This window comes from Primorskyibacter flagellatus (genome assembly GCF_014638275.1).
GTDB lineage: Bacteria > Pseudomonadota > Alphaproteobacteria > Rhodobacterales > Rhodobacteraceae > Pseudooceanicola > Pseudooceanicola flagellatus_A.
Genome location: NZ_BMFJ01000002.1, coordinates 223,363 through 237,312 on the forward strand (window position 1 = coordinate 223,363; position 13,950 = coordinate 237,312).

At 67.9% G+C, this 13,950-nt stretch carries 15 protein-coding genes; 9 read left to right on the plus strand and 6 right to left on the minus strand.

Annotated elements, in window-relative coordinates:
- Entirely contained in the window at window positions 1–3,399 is a 3,399-nt protein-coding gene (locus tag IEV87_RS15300; RefSeq protein ID WP_188478699.1) for an efflux RND transporter permease subunit, read from the plus strand.
- Between the two features lie 51 nt (window positions 3,400–3,450).
- Here the strand turns inward: IEV87_RS15300 and IEV87_RS15305 are convergent, their stop codons facing one another.
- On the minus strand, window positions 3,451–4,248 hold the full coding sequence (locus IEV87_RS15305) for a protein-disulfide reductase DsbD domain-containing protein (protein WP_188478700.1): 798 nt from the start codon (window positions 4,246–4,248) through the stop codon (window positions 3,451–3,453).
- Window positions 4,249–4,394: 146 nt separating this feature from the next.
- Between IEV87_RS15305 and IEV87_RS15310 the strand changes: the two genes are divergently transcribed.
- Window positions 4,395–4,961, plus strand: coding sequence for a YqgE/AlgH family protein (locus tag IEV87_RS15310; protein WP_229737654.1), 567 nt, complete (start codon window positions 4,395–4,397; stop codon window positions 4,959–4,961).
- 3 nt (window positions 4,962–4,964) lie between these two features.
- On the opposite strand, the gene IEV87_RS15315 is transcribed toward IEV87_RS15310, so the two are convergent.
- The gene (locus IEV87_RS15315; RefSeq protein ID WP_188478701.1) at window positions 4,965–5,903 is read right to left on the minus strand and encodes an L-threonylcarbamoyladenylate synthase; all 939 of its coding nucleotides are present in this window, start codon (window positions 5,901–5,903) and stop codon (window positions 4,965–4,967) included.
- Window positions 5,904–6,035: 132 nt separating this feature from the next.
- Here IEV87_RS15315 and IEV87_RS15320 point away from each other — a divergent pair, with 132 nt between their 5' ends.
- Genes IEV87_RS15320 through IEV87_RS15340 form a run of 5 tightly spaced genes read left to right on the plus strand, consistent with a single transcriptional unit; the run spans window position 6,036 to window position 10,053 of the window.
- Entirely contained in the window at window positions 6,036–7,760 is a 1,725-nt protein-coding gene (locus IEV87_RS15320; RefSeq protein ID WP_188478702.1) for an acyl-CoA dehydrogenase, read from the plus strand.
- Window positions 7,757–8,800: an MBL fold metallo-hydrolase gene (locus tag IEV87_RS15325; RefSeq protein WP_188478703.1), complete on the plus strand. Its 1,044-nt coding sequence runs from the start codon at window positions 7,757–7,759 to the stop codon at window positions 8,798–8,800. Before IEV87_RS15320 ends, IEV87_RS15325 begins: the two co-directional genes overlap by 4 nt.
- Entirely contained in the window at window positions 8,800–9,261 is a 462-nt protein-coding gene (locus IEV87_RS15330) for a DUF6173 family protein (RefSeq protein WP_188478704.1), read from the plus strand. Before IEV87_RS15325 ends, IEV87_RS15330 begins: the two co-directional genes overlap by 1 nt.
- Window positions 9,262–9,317: 56 nt before the next feature.
- Complete coding sequence (locus IEV87_RS15335; protein ID WP_188478705.1) at window positions 9,318–9,452, plus strand: aa3-type cytochrome c oxidase subunit IV; 135 nt, start codon at window positions 9,318–9,320, stop codon at window positions 9,450–9,452.
- Between the two features lie 43 nt (window positions 9,453–9,495).
- Window positions 9,496–10,053 (plus strand): hypothetical protein, encoded by a 558-nt coding sequence (locus IEV87_RS15340; RefSeq protein WP_188478706.1) that lies wholly within the window; start codon window positions 9,496–9,498, stop codon window positions 10,051–10,053.
- Between the two features lie 21 nt (window positions 10,054–10,074).
- On the opposite strand, the gene IEV87_RS15345 is transcribed toward IEV87_RS15340, so the two are convergent.
- Complete coding sequence (locus tag IEV87_RS15345; RefSeq protein WP_188478707.1) at window positions 10,075–10,401, minus strand: AzlD domain-containing protein; 327 nt, start codon at window positions 10,399–10,401, stop codon at window positions 10,075–10,077.
- Window positions 10,398–11,123, minus strand: a complete 726-nt coding sequence (locus IEV87_RS15350) for an AzlC family ABC transporter permease (protein ID WP_188478708.1) — start codon at window positions 11,121–11,123, stop codon at window positions 10,398–10,400. The genes IEV87_RS15345 and IEV87_RS15350 overlap by 4 nt, the downstream gene beginning before the upstream one ends.
- Before the next feature lie 109 nt (window positions 11,124–11,232).
- Between IEV87_RS15350 and mobA the strand changes: the two genes are divergently transcribed.
- Window positions 11,233–11,832: a molybdenum cofactor guanylyltransferase MobA gene (gene mobA, locus IEV87_RS15355; RefSeq protein WP_188478709.1), complete on the plus strand. Its 600-nt coding sequence runs from the start codon at window positions 11,233–11,235 to the stop codon at window positions 11,830–11,832.
- Complete coding sequence (mobB, locus tag IEV87_RS15360) at window positions 11,829–12,329, plus strand: molybdopterin-guanine dinucleotide biosynthesis protein B (RefSeq protein WP_188478710.1); 501 nt, start codon at window positions 11,829–11,831, stop codon at window positions 12,327–12,329. Before mobA ends, mobB begins: the two co-directional genes overlap by 4 nt.
- Here the strand turns inward: mobB and IEV87_RS15365 are convergent.
- A complete protein-coding gene (locus tag IEV87_RS15365; RefSeq protein ID WP_188478711.1) occupies window positions 12,322–13,341 on the minus strand; it encodes a hypothetical protein in 1,020 nt (339 codons plus the stop codon). The genes mobB and IEV87_RS15365 overlap by 8 nt on opposite strands.
- 38 nt (window positions 13,342–13,379) lie before the next feature.
- A complete protein-coding gene (gene greA, locus IEV87_RS15370) occupies window positions 13,380–13,850 on the minus strand; it encodes a transcription elongation factor GreA (RefSeq protein WP_188478712.1) in 471 nt (156 codons plus the stop codon).
- Window positions 13,851–13,950: the final 100 nt, after the last annotated feature.

Sequence of the window (13,950 nt, forward strand, 5' to 3'; positions counted from 1 at the left end):
ATGGCGCGCGTCCCCTCCGCTTCCCTGCCTGGCTCGGGCGGCATCCTGTCCTATTTCACCCGCCACCGCACCGCCGCCAACCTGCTGCTGGTGGTGCTGCTGGCCATCGGCATCGCCTCTGTCCCCCGGATGCGGGCGCAGTTCTTTCCCGACACCATCGTCGATTCCATCACCGTCTCCGTCGCCTGGGACGGCGCGGGGGCGGAGGACATCGACGCCGGGATCGTGCAGATCATGGAGCCCGCCCTGCTGGCGGTGGAGGGGGTCGAGAGCACCGAAAGCGCCTCCCGCGAGGGGCGGGCCACGATCGAGCTGGAGTTCGAGCCGGGCTGGGACATGACCCGCGCGGGCGACGACGTCCAGACCGCCGTCGAATCCGTCACCACCCTGCCCGATGAGGCCGAGGACCCCGTGATCCGCCGCGGCGGCTGGCGGGACCGGGTGACCGACGTGGTGATCTCCGGCCCCGTCTCCCCCGACCAGCTGGGGCGCTTTGCCGACGAATTCGTCACCCGCCTCTTCGCGGAGGGCGTCACCCGCTCGACCATCTCCGGCGTCGCCGCGCCGCAGACTGTGGTGGAGGTCACCTCCGTCAGCCTCATGGCCCACGATGTCACCATGGCGGAAATCGCCACCGCCATCGCCGCCGAGGTCGACGCCGATCCGGCGGGCAGCGTGACCGGCGCGAATGCCCGCGTGCGCACCGGGGTCGAGAAACGCTCCGCCGACCAGATCGCGGGCATCGTGCTGCGGGCCAACGACGACGGATCCGCCCTGACCGTGGGCGACGTGGCGACCATCCGGGTCGAGGGCGCGGACCGCCTGACCGGCTATTTCGTCGGCGACAACGCGGCGATCTCCGTCCGCGTCGACCGCTCTGACACCGGCGACGCGATCAGGATCCAGCATCAGGTCGAAGAGGTCGCCACGGCGATGCAGCCGACGCTGCCCGAGGGGTCCTCCATCGACCTGATCCGCACCCGCGCGGACGAGATCACGGACCGGCTCGACATACTGCTCGACAACGGGCTCATGGGGCTGGCGCTGGTCGTGGTGCTGCTGTTTCTTTTCCTGAACGCCCGCACCGCGCTCTGGGTCGCTGCCGGGATCCCGGTGTCGATGCTGACCGCCATCGCGCTGATGTACATGTTCGGCATCACGCTGAACATGATTTCCCTCTTCGCGCTAATCATCACCACCGGCATCGTGGTCGACGACGCCATCGTGGTCGGCGAACATGCCGACGCCCGCGCCCGCCACTTCGGCGAAGACCCGGTAACCGCGTCGGAAACCGCCGCGCGCCGCATGGCGCTGCCGGTCTTCTCCGCCACGCTTACCACCGTCATCGCCTTCTTCGGCCTGACCGCCATCGGCGGGCGGTTCGGCGACATGATCGCCGACATTCCCTTCACGGTGATCGTGGTTCTGCTCGCCTCGCTTGTCGAATGCTTCCTGATCCTGCCGCACCACATGTCACACGCCCTTGCCCATGCGGACCGGGACCACTGGTACGACTGGCCCTCCCGCCGCTTCAACGAGGGGTTCGACTGGGTCAACCGCACCCTCTTCCGCCGCTTCGTCGCGCTGGTCGTGCGCGCCCGCTACGTAGTGCTGGCCGCGGTGATGGTCGCGCTGGCCTCGCAGGCGGCGCTGCTGATCCGGGGCGACGTGCCCTGGCGTTTCTTCAACGCGCCCGAACAGCCCTCCATCTCCGGCAATTTCATGATGGCCGAGGGGGCGGAGCGCGCGGACACCATGGCCCAGCTTCGCCTGATGCAGCAGGCCGTCGATCAGGTCGGCGCAGAGTACGAGGCCGAATACGGCACCAACCCCGTCAGCTTTGCCATGGCGCAGATCGGCGGCAACACCGGGCGCGGCCTGTCCGGCGCGGACAGCAAGGACGAGGACCTGCTTGGCGGGATCGCCATCGAACTGATCGACCCCGACGACCGCCCCTATTCCAGCTTCACCTTCCTCGCCTCGCTTCAGGAGGCCGTGCAGAGCCACCCCCTGCTAGAAGAGCTCAGCTTCCGCGGCTGGCGCTCCGGCCCCGGCGGCGACGCGCTGGACGTGCAATTCTACGGCGCCTCCTCGGATGCGCTGAAATCGGCGAGCGAGGCACTGAAGCAGGCGCTTGCCGCCTACCCCGAGGTGTCGGCGGTGGAGGACAACCTCGCCTATGACAAGGAGGAACTGATCCTCGACCTCACCCCGCAGGGGCAGGCGCTTGGCCTCACCATCGACGACCTTGGCCGGGTGCTGCGCAACCGCCTGAACGGGATCGAGGCCGCGACCTATCCCGACGGTCCCCGCTCTGCCGCCATCCGCGTCGAACTGCCCTTGGGCGAACTGACCGCCGACTTCCTCGACCGGACGCTGCTGCGCACGCCTTCGGGCACCTATGTCCCGCTGGCCGACGTGGTGAAGGTCGACCGGCGCACCGGTTTCTCGACCATCCGGCGCGAGAACGGGCTGCGACTGATCTCCGTCAACGGCGACATTTCCGAAGACGACCCCGCCCGCGCGGCCGAGATCAACCGCGCCCTCGCAGAAGAGATCCTGCCCGCCATCGCCAGCGAACAGCAGGTCGAATGGCGCCTGTCGGGCCTGTCGGAACAGGAGGACGAATTCCTCGCCGACGCCCGCACCGGCCTGATCCTCGTGCTTCTGGGCATCTACCTCACCCTCGCCTGGGTCTTTTCCAGCTGGACGCGGCCGATGGTCGTCATGGCGATCATCCCCTTTGGGCTCGTCGGCACGGTCTACGGGCATTTCGCCTGGGACGTGCCGATGTCGATGTTCACGGTGGTCGGCCTGCTTGGCATGACCGGGATCATCATCAACGACTCCATCGTTCTGGTGACGACCATCGACGAACACGCCGAACAGCGCGGCCTGATCCCGGCGATCATCGACGGCACGGCGGACCGGCTGCGTCCCGTACTGCTGACCACCCTCACCACCGTGCTGGGCCTTGCGCCGCTGCTCTACGAAAGCTCCTCCCAGGCGCAGTTCCTGCGGCCCACGGTCATCACGCTGGTCTACGGGCTGGGCTTCGGCATGGTGCTGGTACTGCTGATCGTGCCCGCGCTGATGGCCCTGCAGGACGATGTCGCCCGGCAGGTCCGGTCGTGGAAACGCGCGCTGCGTACCCGCCGGGCGCGGGGCCTGCGGGGTGTCACGCTGGCGGCGACGGGGCTGGTGCTGGGCTGGGCGGCGGTGACGCTTGGATGGGCGGCCTTGGCGGGCGCGCTGCCGGGGCCGCTGGCGGCGATGTTGCCCGGAACGGCCGCGATGCCGTCGGCGCTGGCGCTGTTCCTCGGCGGGGCGGCGGCGATCCTGCTGGTTGTCTACGCGGTGGCGGCAGGGGCCATGGGGATGCGGCGGCGCACTGCGTGATACGGAACGGGCAAGGCCGGGGCGGTCGGGCGTCCGCGACCCGCAGGCCCCCTACCCCGCCGGACACCCCCTGATGTCCACCGCCCGGCTGCCGCCCAGAACCGTCAGCCGCAGCGCGGACCGGTCGAGCATCAGCACACCGCCACGCATCGCCTGCAGTTCCGTCTCTGCGATCAGCCGGGGACCTTCGCGGCGGGTCTCGCTCTCCGACACCCAGACCGAGGGGTCGGCGGTCTCAACGACCACAACCTCCGCCCCGCCAAGCGCGGGCATCTCGATCTCCGTCCGCAGCCGCACCTTCCGGCCATCCGGCTGAACCGAACAGCTCACCCGGCGTACCCCGGCCTCCGCCCCGGAATAGGGACGGTCGGCCATTGCGGCGGCAATCGCCGGAACCGGGCGCGTGCTGTCGGGCAGGCGCAGGTCCTGCAGGTCCACCACCAGCGGCACGCAGATGTCCGAACAGATCCCCATCTGGAGCGATCCGTCCAGATGCACCGGCCCCTGCGCCCCCGGCTCGATCCGGAGCGGCAGGACAAGATGTTTCGAATAGCCGATGGAGCGCATGCCGTTCTGCCAGAACACCTCCGGGCGCGGCCACACGACCTGCACCGCGCGCACGTTGTCCGACCCCGCCCAGGAGAAGACCGGAGGCACCCCGGCATCCCCCGGCGCGCGCCAGTAGGTCTTCCAGCCCTCGGCCAGCGTGACCTCGATTGCGGCCATGTGCGCCCCGTCGGGCAGCTGCCAGCCCGGCAGCAGCCGGACCGAGACATTGTCGGCATAGGGGTTCGCCGCGAGGGGCGCGGCAAAAAGCGACAGCAGGGCGGAAAGGAGCAGCGATTTCATGGCCTGAACTCTTGCCGAAGGGCGGGTTGCCTGCCAACTCACATTGCCGCCAATCGCGAAACTGTGTGCCGGAGCGTTGAAACCGGGTGACAATGCGCTCAAGTTGAAGGGGACACCCTACCCGTTCCCAAAGCAGGCGACACCCTTTGAAAGCCACGACCAACATTGCCGGAAAGGTCCTGATCGCCATGCCCGACATGGACGACGCGCGCTTTGACCGCAGCGTCATCCTGCTGTGCGCCCATTCCGAGGACGGCGCCATGGGCCTGCGCATCAACCTCCCGACAGAGGATGTCGCGCTTTCCGACCTGGCGCAGCAGCTTGACCTCGACCGCGTGCCCGATTTCCACGACCGCCCCGTGCATTCCGGCGGCCCGGTGGAACAGGAACGCGGCTTCGTCCTGCACACCGCGGACTATGCCAGCGCCATATCCACACTCGCCGTAACGCCCGAGATCGGCATGACCGGCACGCTGGACGTGATCGAGGACCTCGTCGACGGCTCCGGACCGGAAACCGCGCTGATCTGTCTCGGCTACTGTGGCTGGGGTCCTGGCCAGCTGGAGGGCGAGATCGCGCAGAACGCCTGGCTGGTCGGGGATGCGCCGAAGAAACTGGTGTTCGGCACGCCGGATGCGCGGAAATGGGAAACCGCACTGGCGATTTCCAAGGTCTCCCCGCTCAACCTCTCCACCACCGCCGGCCACGCCTGAGCGTCAGCGCGGCGCCGCCGCCCGTCTGAGCCGGTCGTTGATCGCGACACCCAGTCCCTCCTCGGGCACCGGGGCGACGGCGATGCGGTCCGCGCCCATGGCGTCGAGCGCGTGGAAATGCCGGAACAGGTTCGCCGCCGCCTCTGCCAGATCGCCTGACGCGGAGAGGGTCAGGTCCCCGCCGACGGCACCGAAGCCGACCATGACTTCGCCGGGCTCCGGCGCCGTCGCCTCCAGCCGCACCCGTCCTTTCGGCGCGTAATGACTGACCAACTGACCCGGAGCGTCAATCTGGTCATTTTCACCCCGCCGCTCCGGCACCGCGCCAAGCACCCCGGCCAGGGCCTCGGCGGTCACGCCGCCGTCCCGCAGGATCACCGCCCGCTCCTCGCGGAACCCGACGATGGTGCTTTCCACCCCGACCGTGCAGTCCCCGCCGTCTAGCACTGCGCCGATCCGCCCCGACAGCCCCGCCATCACATGCGCCGCCGCCGTCGGGCTAACACGGCCGGAGGGGTTCGCAGAGGGCGCGGCCAGCCCGCCCCCGAACGCCGCCAGCAGGGCCCGCGCCACCGGATGCGCCGGCACCCGCACCGCCAGCGTCGTCAGCCCCGCCGTCACCAGCGGCGACACCGGTGAGCCCGCCTTGAGAGGCAGCACCATGGTCAGCGGTCCCGGCCAGAATGCGGTTGCCAAGGCCCGCGCGGCCCCGGACATCACGACCAATTGCTCTGCCGCCGCGAGGTCCGGCACATGCACGATCAGGGGGTTGAAGCTGGGTCGCCCCTTGGCCGCATAGATCGCCGCCACCGCCCGGTCGTCGGCGGCATCGCCCGCCAGCCCGTAGACCGTTTCCGTCGGCATCCCGACCAGCCCGCCCGCGCCAAGCAGCAGCGCCGCCCGCGCGACGCCGTCCGCATCGGGCATCAAAAGCTCTGTCATACCGGGCCTTTCCGTGACGCCGCGTAGGGGCTTGCGGCAAGTCCGGGGTTGTCTAGCCTTCCCCGCCAAAGACGTGCATAGAAGACGCGGCGCAGCTTGCCAAGCGACCCGCCGACCGAGGAGGAAGCCCAAATGCCCTATCGTTCCCCCGTTGCCGAGTACAAGTTCGTTCTGGAAAACATCGTCGGGTTTGACGACGTCGCCGCCACCGAGCGGTTTGCAGAAGCCACCCCCGACACGGTGGACGCGATCCTGACCGAGGTCGGGCGCATGGCGGACGAAAAGCTCGCCCCGCTGAACCGCAACGGCGACCTCTACCCTGCCGTTCTGGAAAACGGCGTGGTGCGGACCTCCAAGGGGTTCGCCGAGGGTTACGCGGCGATTGCCGAGGGCGGCTGGAACGGTCTGTCGGCCCCGGTGGAACACGGCGGCATGGGCCTGCCGCTGACGCTGACCTGCGCGATGAACGACATCTTTTCCGGGTCCTGCATGGCGCTTGGCCTGAACCCACTGCTGACCCAGGGCCAGATCGAGGCGCTGGATCACCACGCGCCCGACTGGATGAAGGACCTCTACATGCCCCGACTGATCTCGGGCGAGTGGACCGGCACGATGAACCTGACCGAACCGCAGGCCGGATCGGACGTGGGCGCGCTGTCCACCAAGGCGGTGCCGAACGGCGACGGAACCTATGCCATCACCGGCCAGAAGATCTACATCTCCTGGGGCGACCACGATTTCGGCGGCAACATCTGTCACGCCGTTCTTGCCCGCCTGCCGGACGCCGCACCGGGGACCAAGGGCATCAGCCTGTTCATGGTGCCGAAGTTCCTGCCCAAGGAGGACGGATCGCTTGGAGAACCCAACTCGCTCCGCGTCGTGTCCCTGGAACACAAGATGGGCATCCACGGCTCCCCGACCTGCGTGATGGAATACGCGGGCGCGACCGGCTGGATGATCGGCAAGGACCATGGTGGCATGGCGGCCATGTTCACCATGATGAACAACGCCCGCCTTGCGGTCGGCATGCAGGGCATCGGCATTGCCGAGGGCGCGCTGCAGCATGCACAGGCCTACGCTCTGGAGCGCAAGCAGGGCCGCACCCCGCTGGAGGGCAAGGGCGGCAGTGGCACCATCGCCGATTTCGCCGACGTGCGCCGGATGCTGGCGACGATGAAGGCCGACACCTTCGCCGCCCGTGCAATCGCGCTGGCCTGCGGCGTCGCGCTCGACATGGCCGCCGCCACGGGGGACAAGGGCTGGCAGGCCCGCGCCGCCTTCCTGACCCCGATCGCCAAGACCTTCGGCACCGAAACGGGGATCACCGTCTCCGAACTGGGCGTGCAGATCCACGGCGGCATGGGCTTCATCGAGGAAACGGGCGCCGCCCAGTATTCCCGAGACGTCCGCGTCACCGCGATCTACGAAGGCACCAACGGCATCCAGGCGATGGACATGGTCGCCCGCAAGATGATGGACGGCGGAGAGATGGCCAATACCCTCATCGACGAGATCGAGAGCTTTGCCGAAACCGCCCGCGCCAGCCTGCCCGAGCTTGGCGGCGCGGTCTGGGAGGCGGCGGAGACCCTGCGCGAAGCGACCGAATGGATGACCGGACAGGGCGACCTGAACGACCGGTTCGCCGGCGCCGTGCCCTATCTCATGGGATTCGCCCGCGTGCTTGGCGCCCACTACCATCTGCGCGCCGCCATGGCCGAAGGCGGTGACGGCCCGCGCACCCGGCTCGCGCGGTTCTACATCGACCGTCTTCTGCCGGAGCATGTCGGCCACCTGGCCCATGCCACATGCGGATCCGCCGATCTCTACGCCTTCACGACCGAGGACCTGACCGCATGAGCAAGTCCGATCACGCCCCCCTGGCCTTCCCCTGGCCCGACGTCCCCGAACCGGGCGAGGCCGTGGAGATCGCGGAGGGCGTGCTCTGGCTGGCGATGCCGCTGGAATCGCCTCTCAAATGGATCAACGTGGTGGCACTGGACGACGGCGACGGCTGGACCGTCGTCGACACCGGTACTTATTCCAAGAAGTCGGTCGGCTACTGGGATCTGAACCTGTCCGGCCCGCTGAAGGGCAAGCCGGTACGGCGGATCATCTCGACCCACCATCACCCCGATCATGTCGGCCACGTCGGCTGGTTCATGATGAAGCACGGGGCGGAACACTGGGCGTCGCGCACCACCTACCTGCTGACCCGGATGCTGGTGATGGATGTGGAGGAACGCGCCTCCGAAGCCTCAATCCGCTACTGGCACCGGGCGGGCATGCCGGCGGACCGGATCGAACGCAAGACACTGGAGCGGCCCTTCAACTTCGCCGACATGGTGCACGAGGTCCCGACCGGCCATGTCCGGATCCGTCAGGGCGATGTGATCCGCGCGGGCGGGCGCGACTGGGACATCCACATGGGAAACGGCCACGCCCCGGAACATGTGACCATGTGGTCGCGTGACGACAACCTCGTCATCGCCGGCGACCAGGTCCTGCCCACAATCAGCCCGAACGTCGGCGTGCAGCCGGCGGAACCCGAGGCCGACCCTCTGGCCGAATGGCTGGAAGCCTGCGAACGGCTTTCGCCTCTTGCCCGCGAGGATCACGTCGTGATCGGCGGCCACAAGCTGCCCTTCACCGGCCTGCCCCGCCGCATGACCGACCTGATCGCGAACCACCACACCGCGCTGGAGCGGCTGATCGAACACATCCGCGAACCGAAGGTGGCGGTTGACTGCTTCTCTCCGCTCTTCAAGCGCGAGATCGTTGACGCGATCTACAACCTTGCGATGGTAGAGGCCTATGCCCACCTTCAGCACCTGCACAAGTCCGGGCGCGCCAGCCGCACCCTGCGCGAGGACGGTGCCTATCTCTGGCAGGCGACATGATGGACGACGACATCCGCACCAGCGCCGAGGCGCATGAGGACGACACCCTGCCCCGCCGCCGTCACGAGGCGCTGCGCGACTGCGCGGGTCTGCCCGACCGGGTGACGGAGAAACCGGCGAAGAAAAAAAGTCCCGCCGAATGGGCCTATGAACGCCTGATTCTCTACATCCAGTCCTTCGAGGAGGGGCTCGACGCCAACCACGAGGTCGCCATGGGGTTTGTCGGCGGAGAGGCGGGCACCCTACGGATCGAGGGCATGGGTTATTTCGACCCCGACATCGTGACCTTCTACGGCCAGGACGCGCAGGGGGCAAAGACGCAGCTGATCCAGCACGTCTCCCAGCTGTCCGTGACCCTGCGGGCCATGACCAAGGCAGAACCGGCGAAGGAGCCGAACCGCATCGGGTTCCGCCTGCGCCGCGATCTGGAAAAGTCGGCGGAGCCCGAGTCCGAGGCGTGACAGCGCCGTCCGGATCCGGTAATCAGCCCCGGAACGATGTCTGAAGGATGAAGGCTATGGCAGACCACAAGCACGGTGAAATGGACACGACGGTTCAGGAAAAGACCTTCGAGGGCTTCATCAAGGCCTCGACCTGGATTGCCGGCATCAGCATCGGCGCCCTGATCTTCATGGCCCTCTTCAACAGCTGACCCGACCAACGGGCGCCGCTGGCCGCCCGGACAGGAGACGACGATGAAACGCCTGTTTCTTGCCCTGGCCGCAGTGGCCGTCATCGCGGGCTGTACCCGCAACCCCGAGGTCCTGACCCCGACCGAAGTCGCGGCCGTGTCCTACCGCAACACCGGCCCGACCTCCCTGACGCTCTACACCATCGTCAACCGCCGCACCGGCGCGGGGGCCCATACCGCGCTTGGCGTCAACGCATCGGAAAAGGTGCTGTTCGACCCGGCGGGCGGGTTCAAGGCCGAAGGGCTTCCGCGATCGGGCGACGTGCTTTACGGATTCTCCCCCGCGTTCGAGGCCGCCTATTCCAGCGCCCACGCCCGCACCCAGTACAAGGTCATCAAGACGACGATCCCCGTCTCGCCCGAAGTGGCGTCACTTGCGCTTCAGAAGGTCAAGGCGAACGGATCCGTGGCATCGGCGCATTGCGCGAAAAGCACCTCTGCCATCCTGCAGACCCTGCCGGGGTTCGAGACGATCGAACAGACCTATTATCCGACCCTGCTGGAAGCCCAGTACGACAGGCTGCCCGGCGCGAAGATCGAGACGATCATCGAAGACGACTGACCGCCCCCGGGCAGTTCAGCCCTACCCGATCAGCCAGAGCAGCCCGTAGAGCGCGCCAAAGCCGCAGATGATCCCGGCAAAGACGTTGCGCGTGGCCAGCCCGACAAGCAGCGCCGCCACGGCCGCGCCGATGCGCGCGGGATCGGGCTCTCCTCCGCTGGCGGCGGGCCAGACGACCAGCGGCGCCACCAGAGCGGGCAGCACGGCCACGGCGGTGTAACGCAGATGCCTGAGCGCCCATTCCGGAAGCTGGCGATCCCCGATCAGGCCAAGGAACACGAACCGCAGCCCGAAGCTGCCCAGCCCGAGCGCCGCGATCACAAGCCAGAGCGCGTGATGGTCGATCATGTCCGCACCTCTCCGGTCACACCGCGCCGCGCCAGCCACAGTTCCGCCTGTGCGCCCGCGATCATGCCCGCCACCGCCGCGACCAGCAGGCCGAGGTTCAACGGCAGTCCGGCACAGACCAGTGCCACGGTGACGGCAACCATGGCCGCGGTCAGGTGCGGCAGGGACCGCAGCATCGGCGCGATCATCGCGATGAAGGTGATCGGCAGCGCGAAGTCCAGCGCGTATTCCGGTGGAATGGTATTCCCGATCAGCGCCCCGACGACGGTCAGAACATACCACATCGGACAGACCGGGGTGACGCATCCGAAGAAATAGGCAACCTTCTGGCGCACGGTCCAGTCCCGCTCCTTCTCGAACTTGGCGATGGAGAGCGCATAGCTCTGATCCACAAGGAAATAGGCGGCAAAGGCCCTCTGCCAGACCGGCGCACGCCCGAGGTGCGGGGTGAGGGAGGCCGAATACATCGCCATCCGCAGATTCACCGCCAGCGCCGACAGGATCGCGATTGCCACCGGGGTCTGGTCCTGCAGCAGCTGAAGCGCGGTGAACTGGGCCGCCCCTGCGATCACCACCACGGAAAAGGTCAGCGCCTCGAGCACGTTCAGACCGGCCTCGGTCGCCACAACGCCGAACAGAAGTGCGAAGGGGCCGACGACCAGCAGGAAGGGCAGACCTTCGCGGACGCCGAGCCAGTAGGTCGATTTGGGAGTGGAGGCCATGCGGGAATACTCGTAGAACGGCAATGAGAACGATGCCTACGCCGCCCCCGGACCCGATGCAATCTCTGCACCTGCACAAAGCCGCCTTTGCCTTCTGCGGGGGCGCGGCATGATCGCCCCTCCTGCGGTCATGCTGTCCGGCGGCGCGTCCCGGCGCATGGGCGGCACCGACAAGGCGCTGATGCCTTTGGCCGGCGAACCGCTGCTTGCCCATGTCATCGCCCGTATCGCCCCACAGACCGAACGGCTGGCGCTGAACACCAACTCTGCCGATCCGGCGCTCGGCGGGTTCGGCCTGCCCATGCTGCCTGACACGCTGCCCGACCGCCCCGGTCCGCTGGCCGGGATCCTCGCCGCGATGGACTGGGCGGCGGAGCTGGGGGACACACATGTCGTGACGGTGCCCGGAGATACCCCCTTTCTGCCCGCCGACCTGATCCCCTGCCTGACCCTGCGCGGGGCCGGGGACGCCCCGGTTGTTGCCGCCTCCTCCGGCCGGTTGCACCCGGTGGCCGGGCTCTGGCCCGTGGCGTCGCGGACCGCCCTGCGCGACGCCATCACCGGAGGCCTGCGCAAGGTCACCGACTGGACCGATGCCGCCGGTGCGCTGACCTGCGAATTCCCGGCGACCGACCCAGACCTTTTCTTCAACGTGAATACGCCCGAGGATCTCGCCCGCGCCGAACGGCTGATCGGGGGCACGCGGTGAAGGTATACGGCATCGCGGGCTGGAAGAACTCCGGCAAGACGGGGCTGGTGGAACGGCTGGTGACCGAATTCACCACGCGCGGCCTGCGGGTATCCACCATCAAGCACACGCACCACCGCGCCGACCTCGACCGCCCCGGCAAGGACAGCTACCGCCACCGCGAGGCCGGCGCGCAGGAGGTCATGGTCGTCTCGGGCGCAAGATGGGCGCTGCTGCACGAGTTGCGCGACGCGCCCGAACCGCCGCTGGAGGACCTGCTCCCCCGCCTGTCCCCTGTCGATCTGGTGCTGATCGAGGGCTACAAGTCCGGCAGCCACCCGAAGATCGAGGTGCACCGGCAGGAAACCGGCCAGCCCCTGCTGGCCGATACCGATCCCGGCGTACGCGCGATTGCCACCGATGCGCCCGGGACGCTGGCGACCGACCGCCCCGTCCTGCATCTGGACGACACGGAAGCGATCGCGGATTTCGTCCTGCGCGACCTGGGGATCAGGTAAAGGTCCCGGCCACCCGGCCAAGCAGCATGAAGGCGCGCGCGGTCCGGGTTTCGGCCAGTGCGGTCAGGTCCTGGTCGCTGGCGGTCTTTTCGAATTCGACAACCATCTGGTCGAACCGGCGCAGGAAATGGTGCGCCGCGTCGCGGAACACCGGGTCCTGCCGCATCCGCCCCGCCGTCAGCGCCAGAGAGGAGCGGTCGCGAATCCCGCCAAGCGCCGCGACGGTCCGCCCGCGTTCGCCCTGCGCGAACCGGCGCCAGAGTTCCGGGCGTGACATGTCCGGCCGCAGGTCGTCCATGTAGATCCCGTCCTGCGCCAGCAGCGTCAGCACATCCTGCGCCGCCTGGATCAGGTTGGAGGTCGGCCGGTCCCGCAGTGCCTGGCGCAGGGCGGAGAAGCCTTCCTCGTCCTCCGCCGTTTCGGGGAAGTTCAGTGCCCGCAGGAAGGTCGCGCGGCCAAGCGGGGTCGCGGGCTGATCGGGTTCGTCGTCCAGCGGCAGGTCGCCCTGTTCCTCGGCCACGGGCGCGGGGGTTTCGGGCGTGCGCTTCGCCGCTTCGATCGTGCGGGTGGTGTGGAAGGTGGCAAGCGCGGTTTCCGTCTTGCGTTGCGCGGCCGCGATCTCGTCAAGTTTCTGGGTGATGGAGGCATCGGGCTTGGTGCCGTTGCCGCGCTGCACCTCGGCCAGGTAGCTTTCGCGGATCGCGTCGATGGCAGCCTGCAACCGGCGGCTTTCCTGCCGGATCACCCGCGACGACCGCACTGCCGTCGCGGCCACCCAGAACATCGCGACCGGCAGGAACACGGCCAGCAGCACCATCACGAAAGTCAGCGGATCGTAGGTGCCCTGCACCTCCGCCTCCGATCCCGACATGACCACGAAAAACACGCTCGACCCGACCAGCCAGAGCACCGAGACCACGATCGCGATCACCTCGGCCGAGGACAGCGGGTCGCGCGGAGCCTTCTGGTAGATGCCGATCGGCGTGGGGCGCGGGTCGTTGCGGTCGGTCATGCTGTCGTCCTGGGGCTCCGGATTCGCCGGGTGGCCCTTCACCTATACTCGATCTTCAGGATCTCATAGGAACGGTCACCACCGGGTGTACGAACTTCGACGGAATCGCCCTCGTCCTTCCCGATCAGCGCCCGCGCAATCGGCGATTTGACGTTGAGCAGACCCTTTTCGATATTCGCCTCGTATTCGCCGACGATCTGCCAGACCTTCTCCTCGTCCGTGTCCTCGTCCACGACAGTGACGGTCGCGCCGAACTTCACGGTCCCCGACAGCGTCGTCGGGTCGATCACCTCGGCCAGCGAGATCACACCCTCGAGCTCCTTGATCCGCCCCTCGATGAAGGACTGCTTTTCCCGGGCGGAGTGATACTCCGCATTCTCGGACAGGTCGCCAAGCGCCCGCGCCTCCGCTATCGCCTGGATGATGGCGGGACGTTCGACGGACTTCAGGTGCTTGAGTTCACCTTCCAGGGCGACGAATCCGCCACGGGTCATCGGGATCTTTTCCATCGGGTCCTCCTCGGCAATGACGAAGGGGCCTTTGTCCAAGGCCCCTTCGCAGACGTACAGCTTTGAATACCTCACCCAAACGGGCGGGGGAATGCAAGCG

Excerpts from the sequence above, each read along its gene's own strand:
- IEV87_RS15300 (WP_188478699.1), top strand. The coding sequence starts at position 1 with ATGGCGCGCGTCCCCTCCGCTTCCCTGCCTGGCTCGGGCGGCATCCTG.
- IEV87_RS15305 (WP_188478700.1), bottom strand. The coding sequence starts at position 4,248 with ATGAAATCGCTGCTCCTTTCCGCCCTGCTGTCGCTTTTTGCCGCGCCC.
- IEV87_RS15315 (WP_188478701.1), bottom strand. The coding sequence starts at position 5,903 with ATGACAGAGCTTTTGATGCCCGATGCGGACGGCGTCGCGCGGGCGGCG.
- IEV87_RS15320 (WP_188478702.1), top strand. The coding sequence starts at position 6,036 with ATGCCCTATCGTTCCCCCGTTGCCGAGTACAAGTTCGTTCTGGAAAAC.
- IEV87_RS15325 (WP_188478703.1), top strand. The coding sequence starts at position 7,757 with ATGAGCAAGTCCGATCACGCCCCCCTGGCCTTCCCCTGGCCCGACGTC.
- IEV87_RS15330 (WP_188478704.1), top strand. The coding sequence starts at position 8,800 with ATGGACGACGACATCCGCACCAGCGCCGAGGCGCATGAGGACGACACC.
- IEV87_RS15335 (WP_188478705.1), top strand. The coding sequence starts at position 9,318 with ATGGCAGACCACAAGCACGGTGAAATGGACACGACGGTTCAGGAAAAG.
- IEV87_RS15340 (WP_188478706.1), top strand. The coding sequence starts at position 9,496 with ATGAAACGCCTGTTTCTTGCCCTGGCCGCAGTGGCCGTCATCGCGGGC.
- IEV87_RS15345 (WP_188478707.1), bottom strand. The coding sequence starts at position 10,401 with ATGATCGACCATCACGCGCTCTGGCTTGTGATCGCGGCGCTCGGGCTG.
- IEV87_RS15350 (WP_188478708.1), bottom strand. The coding sequence starts at position 11,123 with ATGGCCTCCACTCCCAAATCGACCTACTGGCTCGGCGTCCGCGAAGGT.
- mobA (WP_188478709.1), top strand. The coding sequence starts at position 11,233 with ATGATCGCCCCTCCTGCGGTCATGCTGTCCGGCGGCGCGTCCCGGCGC.
- IEV87_RS15365 (WP_188478711.1), bottom strand. The coding sequence starts at position 13,341 with ATGACCGACCGCAACGACCCGCGCCCCACGCCGATCGGCATCTACCAG.
- greA (WP_188478712.1), bottom strand. The coding sequence starts at position 13,850 with ATGGAAAAGATCCCGATGACCCGTGGCGGATTCGTCGCCCTGGAAGGT.